Origin of the sequence: Kitasatospora sp. NPDC036755 (assembly GCF_040636595.1) — a bacterium.
Lineage (GTDB): Bacteria > Actinomycetota > Actinomycetes > Streptomycetales > Streptomycetaceae > Kitasatospora.
Genome location: NZ_JBEZUT010000313.1, coordinates 1 through 10,183, shown reverse-complemented (window position 1 = coordinate 10,183; position 10,183 = coordinate 1). Strand labels below are relative to the sequence as shown.

The 10,183-nt window shown below is 74.5% G+C and carries 12 protein-coding genes; 2 read left to right on the top strand and 10 right to left on the bottom strand.

Translation table 11 applies throughout. From position 1 onward, the window contains the following. Positions 1-521: 521 nt before the first annotated feature. Positions 522-1,316, bottom strand: a complete 795-nt coding sequence (locus tag AB0E96_RS32975) for an MBL fold metallo-hydrolase (protein ID WP_359829467.1) — start codon at positions 1,314-1,316, stop codon at positions 522-524. A gap of 198 nt (positions 1,317-1,514) precedes the next feature. Here AB0E96_RS32975 and AB0E96_RS32970 point away from each other — a divergent pair, with 198 nt between their 5' ends. Together AB0E96_RS32970 and AB0E96_RS32965 are read left to right on the top strand one after the other, a co-directional pair. Further along, the gene (locus AB0E96_RS32970; protein WP_359829466.1) at positions 1,515-1,643 is read left to right on the top strand and encodes a hypothetical protein; all 129 of its coding nucleotides are present in this window, start codon (positions 1,515-1,517) and stop codon (positions 1,641-1,643) included. A 149-nt stretch (positions 1,644-1,792) separates the two neighbouring features. Then, positions 1,793-2,083 (top strand): hypothetical protein, encoded by a 291-nt coding sequence (locus tag AB0E96_RS32965; RefSeq protein ID WP_359829465.1) that lies wholly within the window; start codon positions 1,793-1,795, stop codon positions 2,081-2,083. A 115-nt stretch (positions 2,084-2,198) separates the two neighbouring features. Here AB0E96_RS32965 and AB0E96_RS32960 read toward each other — a convergent pair whose 3' ends face one another. The 9 genes from AB0E96_RS32960 to AB0E96_RS32920 all read right to left on the bottom strand — a co-directional run. Beyond that, positions 2,199-3,101: an alpha/beta fold hydrolase gene (locus AB0E96_RS32960; RefSeq protein WP_359829464.1), complete on the bottom strand. Its 903-nt coding sequence runs from the start codon at positions 3,099-3,101 to the stop codon at positions 2,199-2,201. Beyond that, positions 3,098-3,793 (bottom strand): indole-3-glycerol-phosphate synthase, encoded by a 696-nt coding sequence (locus tag AB0E96_RS32955; protein ID WP_359829463.1) that lies wholly within the window; start codon positions 3,791-3,793, stop codon positions 3,098-3,100. Before AB0E96_RS32955 ends, AB0E96_RS32960 begins: the two co-directional genes overlap by 4 nt. Then, on the bottom strand, positions 3,790-4,509 hold the full coding sequence (locus AB0E96_RS32950) for an N-(5'-phosphoribosyl)anthranilate isomerase (RefSeq protein ID WP_359829462.1): 720 nt from the start codon (positions 4,507-4,509) through the stop codon (positions 3,790-3,792). The genes AB0E96_RS32955 and AB0E96_RS32950 overlap by 4 nt, the downstream gene beginning before the upstream one ends. Then, on the bottom strand, positions 4,506-5,651 hold the full coding sequence (locus tag AB0E96_RS32945; RefSeq protein WP_359829461.1) for an acyl-CoA dehydrogenase family protein: 1,146 nt from the start codon (positions 5,649-5,651) through the stop codon (positions 4,506-4,508). The genes AB0E96_RS32950 and AB0E96_RS32945 overlap by 4 nt, the downstream gene beginning before the upstream one ends. Positions 5,652-5,866: 215 nt before the next feature. Further along, positions 5,867-6,241, bottom strand: a complete 375-nt coding sequence (locus tag AB0E96_RS32940; RefSeq protein ID WP_359829460.1) for an ectoine synthase — start codon at positions 6,239-6,241, stop codon at positions 5,867-5,869. Beyond that, positions 6,235-7,212 (bottom strand): tryptophan synthase subunit alpha, encoded by a 978-nt coding sequence (gene trpA, locus AB0E96_RS32935; protein WP_359829459.1) that lies wholly within the window; start codon positions 7,210-7,212, stop codon positions 6,235-6,237. The genes AB0E96_RS32940 and trpA overlap by 7 nt, the downstream gene beginning before the upstream one ends. Continuing rightward, complete coding sequence (locus tag AB0E96_RS32930) at positions 7,205-8,236, bottom strand: hypothetical protein (RefSeq protein ID WP_359829458.1); 1,032 nt, start codon at positions 8,234-8,236, stop codon at positions 7,205-7,207. The genes trpA and AB0E96_RS32930 overlap by 8 nt, the downstream gene beginning before the upstream one ends. A 5-nt stretch (positions 8,237-8,241) precedes the next feature. Continuing rightward, positions 8,242-8,511 carry a phosphopantetheine-binding protein gene (locus AB0E96_RS32925; protein ID WP_359829457.1) on the bottom strand — a complete coding sequence of 90 codons (270 nt, stop codon included), beginning with the start codon at positions 8,509-8,511 and terminating at the stop codon, positions 8,242-8,244. Between the two features lie 150 nt (positions 8,512-8,661). Next, the coding region (locus tag AB0E96_RS32920) for an AMP-binding protein (protein WP_359829456.1) at positions 8,662-10,183 on the bottom strand (1,522 nt) is incomplete at its 5' end.

Sequence of the window (10,183 nt, the reverse complement as noted above, 5' to 3'; positions counted from 1 at the left end):
TCGTACCCAACGAGTCCGCGAGCGAGAAGGGCCCGTACCAGCTGAAGATGGCGATGGCCCTCTCGGTCAACACCTACTTCGTGCAGATGGAGCAGCGTCGAGGGCCCCGGGGCCGCCGGCGGCGCCGGTCGCGGTGACGTCGCCCGAGCGGGAGGCGACCAGACGGCCGGCCTCGTGCATCCGCGTGAGCGTGAGCTGTCCCAGCGTCCCGGCCAGGCAGGCGAGTTCGCTCGCATCGAGGTCGAACTCCCGCCCCGCCGCGCGCCGTTCGGCCCGGTACAGCGCGCGCAGCGCCGCCCGGCAGCGCAGCCCCACCGCGGCCACCCCCGCCGCCGTCCCCAGCAGGAGTACCAGGACCACCCCCATGACGCCCCCTCCCCCACGGCGGACCAGCCCAGTGTGGGGTCGCCGCCGGCGGCCCGGCAAGCCACGGGCGACGCGCACGGCCACCGGACGCGCCCGCACGGCCGGCGGCCGGCGGCCGCACGCCGGGTGGCGGCCGAGACCGGCCGGGGTGGGGGTCAGACGGCGACGAAGCGGCGGTGGCCGTCGGCGGCGAGGATGCGGCCGAAGCGCATGCCGGGCAGGTGGGCGGCGACGAGGAGGTCGTCGGTGTCGGCGGCTTCGTCGGTGAGGCGGTTGCGCACGGCACTGGCGGCGGCGGGGTCGATGTCCCAGACCACCTGCCAGTCGCGTTCGGCGAACTGGACGACGGAGTGGACGACGTCACCGAGCAGCAGGGCTCGCCGACCGCCGCCGGAGGCGACGAAGACGGTGGTGCCGGGGGTGTGGCCGGGCAGGTGGAGGGCGTCGAGGCCGGGGGCGAGGGTGAAGTCGGTGTCGAAGAGTTCCAGCCGGTTCTCGACGGGGGTGAGTTTGGCGACGGTGTGGGGGGTGGCGTCGGGGCCGGTGACGAAGTGCTGCCAGTCGGCGCGGTGGGCGCGGTAGGTGGCGTTGGGGAAGACGGGCCGGCCCTCGACGCTGGCCCAGCCGATGTGGTCGAAGTGCAGGTGGGTGAAGACGACGTCGGTGACCTCGTCGGGGGTGGTGCCGTGGGCGGCGAGGGAGTCGAGCAGCGCGCCGCCTCGGTAGCGGCCGTCGTCGTGGGGGCCGACGCCGGCGTCGACGAGGACGGTGCGCCGGGCGGTGCGGACCAGGAAGCCGCCGAGCGGCAGGGCGAGGGTGCCGTCGGGTGCGAGGTGGTGGCGGTGGCAGGCCCAGGGGTCGTCGGCGCCGGGGCGGGTGAGGACGTCGGCGCCCCGTTCGGTGCCGGTGCCGTCGGTGATCGCCAGGATCTCGATGTCGCCGATCTTCATGTGCCGCCCCTCGGGTGATGGCTCGTCAGTTCCCATGTCGAAGACGTGGTCCGTTCATGGGCTGCCGGTGGCAACCACGGCGGGCGGCGCGGGATTCCCGTGGGGCGGGTCCGTTGATCGAGCCGGCAGGTTGCACACCCCGTTCCCCCGTCTGCGGGAACGGCCCTCCGGCACCGGTAGGAGGCACGGTTGAGCACGATGACCACACGCCACGCGTTCGGCCTGGCGTACGACCCCGGTGAGAGTCCCAACGACGGCAAGGGGAGCAACCCGCAGCCGGGGGACAGCGACGGCGGGCGTGACTACGTGTTCCAGTCGCTAGCCTGAGGCGATCACGGCCGGGCCGGTTCCCGAGACCTGGGGCCGGCCCGGGGGCGCATACCTGAGGGGACGTCGTGGCACGGCACTGGCACGCATACGGGTGGGTCGGACGCGAAAGGTCGGAGTCCAAGAGCCCCGGTGACGAGCTTCCGCCGATGGAGGTCAAGTACTGGTTGAAGAAGTCTCCGCGGCTCATCCGCGGCACCTTCCACGAGATCGAGGACGCTGTGGCGTGGATGGCCGACGAGCTGAGGCAGCATCCCTTCCCGGAGTCGTACGGCGGCAGCCAGGACGCACGGTTGCAGTACGTGCGGGACACCCTCGGCCAGAGCGCCGGCTCCGACGTGGTCTGGGGCTGGTACCCGAACAACAGTCAGTACGTGTCCTGCGCGCTCGTCACGTGCCCGCGTGTCGAGGACGGGCTCCCCTGCCCGCAGGGGCTGTAGCGCCCCCTCGGGGCCGGGGCCCCGCCGCCGCTGCCTGCCCGGGGCAGGGGCGGCGGGGTCCCGTTTCACCACCCCGCGTCGGATGGCTCGGTGGGTGCGGTCCTGGCCGGCGGGGTCAGACGGCGGCCAGGACGGGCGCGGGCGCGGCGGGGGCCGCGGGGGCGGGGTGGGTGAGGCAGTCGTCGGTGAAGGCGAGGGCCCGCAGGTGGTAGGGGCGGGCGGCGTGGCCCAGGGAGAGGTTGTGGCCGGCGCGGCGGGCGCGGGCCAGGTGGGCGAGGCCGGTGGGGAAGGCGGCGGTCAGGGCGGTGCGGTCGGTCTCGTCCAGGCGCCACCAGTGTTCGTGGTCGGCGAGGGTCAGGCGTACCGGTACGCGCACGCGGGCGGCGAGGGCGCTGTAGCGGGCGGGCCAGGTGGCCAGTTCGCGTGATTCGAGGGCGGGGACGGGGGTGAGCAGGGTGCGGGCGGCGTGGAAGGTGCCGGGCGGGTAGAGGTGGAGGGGGCCCCAGTTGAGGCGGCCGCCGCCGGCGAGGTCGTCGGGGCGGTCCCAGGCGCCGGGGGCGTAGTGCTGGGCGAGGCCGGAGATGTCGCAGCCCAGCAGGGGCAGGCGGGGGTCGGCGGGCCAGTGGGCGGCGAGGTGCAGGGCGATCTTGCCGCCGAAGGAGTGGGCGAGGAGTTGGACGCCGGCGCCGGTGTCGTGGGCGCGGGCGTAGTCGGTGAGGGCGGCGTGGAGGGTGGCGGCCTGGTCGGCGATGAGCTGGCCGGCGGGCAGGCGGTGGGCGGAGGCGCCGTGGCCGGGGCGGTCGATCGCGAGGACGGTGTAGCCGAGGTCGGCGGCGAGGGTGAGCAGGCTGGTGTCGGGGTGGGCGGGGCCGGCGAAGTAGGCGGCGCGCATGCCGCGGCCGTGGACGGCCAGGACGACGGCTTTGGGGGCGCGGCCCTCGGGTTCGGCGACGAGGGCGGACAGGGGGATGCCGTCGGCGTCCAGGACCAGGGAGCGGGTGCGCAGGTCGTTCCTCATGCGGCGACCGCCCCTGTGGCCGCGTCGAGGTCGGCGAGCCAGCCGGTGAGGTCGGTGGTGCGCATCAGGGAGGTGCCGATGAGCAGGGCGGCGTAGCCGGCGTCCAGGAGGCGGGCGGCGTCGGCGGGTTCGGTGATGGCGGAGGCGGAGACGGGGGCGCGGCAGCCGGCGGCCCGCAGGGCGGGCAGCAGGCGCAGGCTGCGGCCGAGGTCGCCGCGGTCGCGTTCGCGGGTGCGGATGTCCTTGTTGTTGACGGCGACGACGCATTCGGGGACGCGGGGCAGGGTGTCGAGTTCGCGTTCGTCGGTGATCTCGACGAAGGGGGTCAGACCGAGGTCGAGGGCGGCGTCGACGAGGCGTCGCAGGGAGGTGGCGGGCAGCAGGGCGGCGGTGAGCAGGACCGCGGAGGCGCCCAGGGCCTTGGCGGCTTCGAGTTGGGCGGGTCGGGTGAGGAAGTCCTTTTGCAGGACGGGCAGTTCGGTGGCGGCGGCGACGTCGCGCAGCAGGCGGGGGGTGCCGCCGAACCAGCGGCCGGTGACGACGGACAGGCAGGGGGCGCCGGCCTGTTCGTAGCGGGTGACGAGGTCGGTGACGGTGCGTTCGCCCAGCAGGTCGGCGCCGTGGGGGTCGCGGAGTTTGACTTCCATGACCAGGGGGCGGGCGGCGGTGAGCAGCGCGTCGATGAAGGTCATGCCGGGGTCTCCTGGAGGCGCGGGTGCCAGGCGCGGGTGAGGGCGGTGACGGCTTCGTGGGTGAAGCGGCCGGTGCGGTCGCGGGCGGCGGAGTCGATGTCGGCGCCGGCGTACAGGGGGTGGTCGGTGACGGTGCGGTAGGTGTCGCGGTTGGTGGCGTTGAGGCCGCCGGCGAGGAGGAAGGGGATGGTGAGGCGGGGCAGGAGGGCGTGGACGTGGGTGGGGTCCAGGGGTTGGCCGGTGGAGCCGACGCGGCCGTCGTCGGTGACGGTGTCCAGGAGGAACAGGTCGCAGCCGGCGCGGGCGTAGGCGCGGGTGAAGGCGCGTTCCAGGCAGCGGCCGCGGGAGAGGTGGAGGACTTTGACGAGGACGGCGTAGGGCAGGTGTTCGCGCAGTTCGGTGACGAGGGCGGGGCTCTGGTAGGCGTGGAGCTGGATCCAGCGGATGCCGGTGGCGCGGGCGAGGGCGGCGATGGTGGGGGCGTCGTCGAGGAAGGTGACGAGGACGGGTTCCAGGCCCAGGCGGATGGCGGTGGCGGCGAGGTCGGTGAGGCGGTCGGCCTCGAGTTCGGCGGGGCCGCCGGGGATGCCGTGCCACAGGCCGACGAGGGTGGGGCCGGTGTCGGCGAGCAGGGTGAGGTCGGAGCGGGTGCGGGCGCCGCAGACTTTGAGGTGGCCGGATCTGGTGGGGGCGAGCGGGGCGGCGGGGGCGGTCATTTGCCCAGTCCCAGCATGGCGGCGATGCGGTTGTACTGGATTTCGTTGCTGCCGGAGTAGATGGTGCCGGCGACGGCGTTGCGCACGTCCTTCTCGAGGCCGTATTCGGCCATGTAGCCGTTGCCGCCGAAGACCTGGACGGCGGCGAGGGAGGTGGCGAGGTTGGATTCGCTGGTGAGGAGTTTGGCGATGGCCATGTCGACGGTGACGTTGTCGCCGGCTTCGAGGCGCTGGGCGGTGTCGTAGAGCCACTTGCGGGCGGTTTCGAGGCGGATCTTGGTGTCGACGATCTTGTTGGCGACGGACTGGTAGGAGCCGATGGGTTTGCCGAAGGACATGCGGGTCTTGGCGTAGTCCAGGCAGCGGGCGAGGCGGTGCTGCATCTCGCCGGTGTTGACGATGAAGGTGTAGAGGATCTCGCGTTTCATGACGTGGTCCAGGACGAGGAAGCCGCCGCCGACGCGGCCCAGGACGCGGTCGGCGCCGACGCGGACGTCGTCGAGGTAGAGCTCGGAGAGCGGGGAGGTGCGCAGGCCCATCTTCTTGATGGGGTTGCCGGTGGTCAGGCCGGGGGTGTCGGCGTCGACGAGGAAGGCGGTGACGCCCAGGGCGCCGCCCTGGGGGTGGGTGCGGGCGTAGACGACGATGACGTCGGCGACGGGGCCGTTGGAGACGAAGGTCTTGGCGCCGTTGAGGACGAAGTGGTCGCCGTCGCGCACGGCGCGGGTGCGCATCTGCATGGCGTCGGAGCCGGATTCGGACTCGGTGATGGCGTGGGCGCCGATGGCGTCGCCGGAGGCGATGCGGGGCAGGTAGGCCTCTTTGAGGGCGGGTGAGCCGAAGGCCTGCAGGGGGACGCCGGTGGAGGCCATGGAGGTGGTGACGGAGAAGTTGAGGCCGCCGTCGCGGCAGGTGGCGCCGAGGCCTTCGAGGACGTACATGGTGGTGAGCAGGGACTGGTCCAGGCCGCCGTAGCGTTCCTCGAAGGGCAGGGAGAGGATGCCGGTCTTCTGGATCATGCGCCACTTGTCGTGGGAGAAGGCGGCCTGTTCGTCGCCTTCGATGTGGCCGGCGCTGAGGTCGTCGCCGAAGCGGGCCAGGCCCTCGCGCAGGGCCGTCTGGTCGGCGTTCCAGCGGATCATGGGATGTGCCGCCTTCCTCCCGGGCCGCGGGGTGCGGGGCCCGGGGTGGCAGGCCGGCGCGGGTGGTGACAGATGGGGTGGGCGCCGGCTGTCGTCGGTTCCTGGGGGTTCCCGGATCCCGGGGGCCCGGGCCGCGCGGCGGGCGGGCGGCGGCGGGCCCCGGCGGGGTGCGGGGGTGCCTGGCAGGAGGTGCCCCCGGCAAGGGGGGCGTTCTCCTAGTAGGCGGAGGAGGAGTGGGCGTCGAGCTGGTGGACCTCGTCGCCGCGCAGGGCCGGGGAGAAGACGCACACCAGGCGCAGGTCCTCCTCGGGGCTGGCGACCAGGTAGTGGGCGTCGTGCTCGTCGAGGGCGTACAGGCGTCCGGGGGTGATGGGGTGGGTGTTGCCGTCCATGTCGACGACCTCGCCGGAGCCGGCGATGCAGTAGCAGGCCTCGAGGTGGTTGCGGTACTCCAGGCGGGACTTGGTGCCGGCGTTGACGACGGTGTCGGTGAGGCTGTAGCCGAGGCCGTCGCTCTCGACGAGGAAGCGGCGGGACAGGCCGTTGCCCCACTCGACGGTCTTGACGTCGGCCAGGTCGCGGATCAGCATGCGGGTCGGTCCTTCCGGGTGGGGGTGCTCGCGGTGGCGGGCACCGTGGTGGGGGTGTGCACGCAGGTGTGCACGGTGGTGCCGGTGGTGCCGGTGTGCACGGTGGTGGTGCCGGTGTGCACGGTGGTGGTGCCGGTGTGCGTGGTGGTGCTGGGTCCGCCGGGCCGGTGCGGGTGGGCGCTCGGGTCGGGGCGGAGGTCGGTGAGGAAGGCCCTCAACTCCTCGACGGGGTCGAGGCCTTCGGCGGCGGCGTCCTCCAGGCGGGCCACGGCGGCGGAGCCGACGATCGCCGCGTCCGCCCCGCTGGCGGCGACGGCCCGCAGGTCGGCGGCGCTCTTGACGCCGAAGCCGACGGCGACGGGTGTGCCGGGGGCGGCGGAGCGCAGCGCGGTGACGGTGTCGGCCAGGGCGTGGTGGCCGGTGGCGGGGGTGGTGCCGGAGCGGCCGTAGTGGGCGACGAGGTAGACGTAGGCGCCGGTGGCGTCGCGGGCGGCGGCGTGGAGGGTGTCGGGGGTGGAGGCGGGGTAGCAGGTGGTGACCTGTGGCAGGCCCTGGGTGCGCAGGGCGTGCTGCCAGGCGGGGCGCAGGCGTGGGGGCAGGGCGTGGACGAGCAGGGCGCGGGCTCCGGCGTCGGCGATGGCCCGGGTGGTGGCGGCGGGGTCGCGGTGGCGCAGGCTGTGGCTCCAGTCGGCGAGCAGGGCGACCTTGAGGTGGTTCAGCTTCGGGGTGAGGTCGGCGAGTTCGGCGAGGACGGTGTCCAGGGTGGTGCCGGCCTCGAGGGCGCGGGCGGCGGAGCGGCGGATGACGGGGCCGTCGGTGGGCGAGTTGGGGAAGGGGACGGCCAGTTCGAGGACGTCGACGCCCTGGGTGTCGAGCATGAGGGCGAGGTCGGTGAGGCGGCCGGCGGGGTCGCCGGCGTTGAGGAAGACCGCCAGTCCCGGCCCGGGCGGGGGGAAGAGGGGTTCAGGCACCGGTGGTCTCCTTGCGGCGGGTGGTGCGCAGGCGTTCGGCCAGGGCGCGGGGGGCGCCGTCGGCGAGGGCGTCCAGGGCGGCGGTGTGGGCGGTGGCCCAGTGGGTGTGGCGGCCGCAGGCCAGGGCGAGGGCGGCGGCGTTGAGGGCGATGGTGTGGGTGGCGGTGTCGCCGGCGCGGCCCGCGAGGGCGTTCAGGAAGTGGCCGGTGAGGTCCTCGGGGTGCGGGGCGAGGTCGGCGAGGGTGCCGGTGGCGGGGGCGATGGTGCCGGCGGGCAGGTGCAGGGCGCCGGTGGGGGTGTGCAGGGTGTTGTCGGCGAAGGGCAGGAGTTCGTCGGCGCCGGCGGTGTTGTGGGCCAGCCACACGGTGCGGCGGGTGTCGTGGGCGGCCAGGGGGCGCAGGGCGGCCAGGGCGGCGGGGGTGGAGACGCCGGTGAGCTGGGCGGTGACGGGGACGGTGGCGAGCAGCGGGCCGAGGGTGTTGAGGAGGGCGCCGAAGGGTTTGAGGGTGAGGGGGTAGAGGGTGCGGGCCAGGCGGGTGAGGGCCGGTGGGTAGACGTGGGGGCCGGCGAAGGCGATGCCGTGGCGGGCGAGGTGGTCGGCGGTGGCGGTGTGGCTGGAGGTGAGGGTGATGCCCAGGCGTTCGAGGAGGTCGACGGAGCCGGCGGCGCTGGTGTAGGCGCGGGAGCCGGTTTTGACGACGGGGATGCCCATGGCGGCGGCGGTCAGGGCGGCGGCGGTGGAGAGGTTGAAGGTGGCCGGGCCGCCGCCGGTGCCGACGATGTTGACGCTGTGGGGGTGGGCGGGGCCGGGGTGGGGGGCGCGTTCGGTGAGGGTGGTGACGAGGGCGGTGAGGGTGTCCGGGTCGGGCAGGCGGGTGGTGAGGGCGGCCAGCAGGGCCGCTGCCTGGGCCCGGTCGCTGTCGGCCGGGCCCAGGGTGCGGTGTTCGAGCTGGTCCCACCACGAGCGCCAGGCCTCCAGGGCTACCGGGCGGCCGGCGAGCAGTGCGGTGAGGGCCGGGTGCATGGCGGTCAGCCGCCCACCGTGGCGGTGGCCGCGGTGCGGCGCTGGGTGATGAAGGCGTCGATGGCGGCGACCGAGCGGAAGTTGTTGGGGTCGAGGTCGGTGTCGTCGACGGGCAGGGCGAAGTGGTCCTCGACCCAGGCGATGAGTTTGAGGACGCCGAGGCTGTCGATGACGCCGTCGGAGAGCAGGTCGTGGTCGTCGGCGAGCTGGTCGGGGGTGATGTCGGGCAGGAACTCCTCGATGAGGAACCGCTTGATCCGGGCGATGTTGCTCATGGCGGGCAACTCCCTTGCTTCGGTGGATGGTCGGTCTTCTTGGTGGTGCGGGGTGGTGCGGTGGTGCGGTGGTGGTGCGGTGGTGCGGTTCGCGCGCGCCGGGGCGGTGCGGTGCGGTGCGGGGTGGTGCGGTGCGGGGTGGTGCGGGGGTCAGGGGGTGGGCAGGACGGCCTTGCGGTCGACCTTGCCGGTGGCGGTCTTGGGCAGGGGCTCGTCGTGGATGGCGAGCTTCTCGGGGACGGCGGCGCGCGGCAGGTTGCGGGCCAGGTGTTCGCGCAGGACCAGGCTGTTGAGGGTGGAGCCGGGGGCGCGCTGGACGGCGGCGTGCAGGCGCTTGCCGGTCAGCGGGTCGTTCTCGGCGGCGACGGCGGCCTCGCGCACGTCGGGGTGGGTGAGCAGGACGCGTTCGATCTCGGCGGTGTTCACGGCCACGCCGCGGACCTTGACCTGGAAGTCGGCGCGGCCGGTGAGGTGGATGCGGCCGTGCTCGTCGCGGGTGACGAGGTCGCCGGTGCGGAACCAGCGGCGGCCGTCTCCGGCGCCTTCGGGCTGGGTGGTGAAGCGTCCGGTGTCGCGGGAGCGGTCGAGGTAGCCGGCGGCCTGGAAGGGGGTGGAGACGTAGAGTTCGCCGCTGCCGGGGCCCTGCAGGGGGGTGCCGTCGCCGGTGGCGACGAGGGTGCGCACGCCGGGCAGGGGTTCGCCGATGGGCACGGGCAGAGCGGCCGCGGCGTCCAGGCGGTCCAGGCGGTGCAGGAAGCTGTCGTTGGTCTCGGTGCAGCCGTAGATGTTGTAGAGGCGGGCCGAGGGCAGCAGGGCGGGCAGGGCGGCCAGGGTGCGGGCGTCGATGGCGTCGCCGGTGAACGCGGCGTGCTCGACGCTGTCCAGCACCGTCCCCGGGCCCTGGCCGCCGCCGCCCGTACCGCCTGTGCCGGTGCCGGTGCCTGTGCCGGTGCGGGCGGTGGCGGCGGTGGCGGCCTGGACGAGCAGGGCGTAGGCGAGGGGGACGGCCTGCAGCACGTGGGGGCGGTGGCGCGTCAGCTGGGCGAGCAGGTGGCGGGCGTTGAGGGCGTGGGCGGGGTCGATGAGCAGGCAGGTCCCGCCGGCGGCGAGGGTGGCCCACACGTCCAGCAGGGCGAGGTCGAAGTTCAGGGGCGCGTAGTTGGCCACGACGCGCCCGGGGCCGAGGTCGAAGGTGTCGTGGGCCCAGGCGGTGAAGCGGTCCACGGCCTGCTGCGCGAGGGGGACGATCTTGGGCAGGTCGGTGGAGCCGGAGGTGGTGAGCATGAAGGAGGTGCCGGCGGCCAGGGTCGGTACCGGGGCCGGGTGGGGCAGGGCCGGGAGCGCCGGGGCGTCCTGGCCCAGCGGGGCGAGCTGGCGGCGGGCGCCGGCCTGGGCGAACAGGGCGGCCAGCAGCGCGGGGGCCAGCTGCGGGGAGGGCAGCAGGAAGGGGCGGCGCTCCATCAGGCAGGCCAGGACCAGGGCGATCGCGGCCGGCGACTTGACGGCCAGCAGGCCCACCGGCTCCCCCGGCGCCAGGTCCAGGGCCGCCAGGCGCTCGCGTTCGGCCCCGGCCAGGGCGGCGAGCTCGCCGTAGGTGACGCTCTGTTCGTGCCACAGCAGGGCCGGCGCGCCGGGGGTGGTGCGGGCGTGGGCGGTGAACGCGTCGGGCAGC

Coding starts and splice junctions, on each gene's coding strand:
- AB0E96_RS32975 (WP_359829467.1), bottom strand. CDS start 1,316: ATGAAGATCGGCGACATCGAGATCCTGGCGATCACCGACGGCACCGGC.
- AB0E96_RS32970 (WP_359829466.1), top strand. CDS start 1,515: ATGACCACACGCCACGCGTTCGGCCTGGCGTACGACCCCGGTGAGAGT.
- AB0E96_RS32965 (WP_359829465.1), top strand. CDS start 1,793: ATGGAGGTCAAGTACTGGTTGAAGAAGTCTCCGCGGCTCATCCGCGGC.
- AB0E96_RS32960 (WP_359829464.1), bottom strand. CDS start 3,101: ATGAGGAACGACCTGCGCACCCGCTCCCTGGTCCTGGACGCCGACGGC.
- AB0E96_RS32955 (WP_359829463.1), bottom strand. CDS start 3,793: ATGACCTTCATCGACGCGCTGCTCACCGCCGCCCGCCCCCTGGTCATG.
- AB0E96_RS32950 (WP_359829462.1), bottom strand. CDS start 4,509: ATGACCGCCCCCGCCGCCCCGCTCGCCCCCACCAGATCCGGCCACCTC.
- AB0E96_RS32945 (WP_359829461.1), bottom strand. CDS start 5,651: ATGATCCGCTGGAACGCCGACCAGACGGCCCTGCGCGAGGGCCTGGCC.
- AB0E96_RS32940 (WP_359829460.1), bottom strand. CDS start 6,241: ATGCTGATCCGCGACCTGGCCGACGTCAAGACCGTCGAGTGGGGCAAC.
- AB0E96_RS32930 (WP_359829458.1), bottom strand. CDS start 8,236: ATGCACCCGGCCCTCACCGCACTGCTCGCCGGCCGCCCGGTAGCCCTG.
- AB0E96_RS32925 (WP_359829457.1), bottom strand. CDS start 8,511: ATGAGCAACATCGCCCGGATCAAGCGGTTCCTCATCGAGGAGTTCCTG.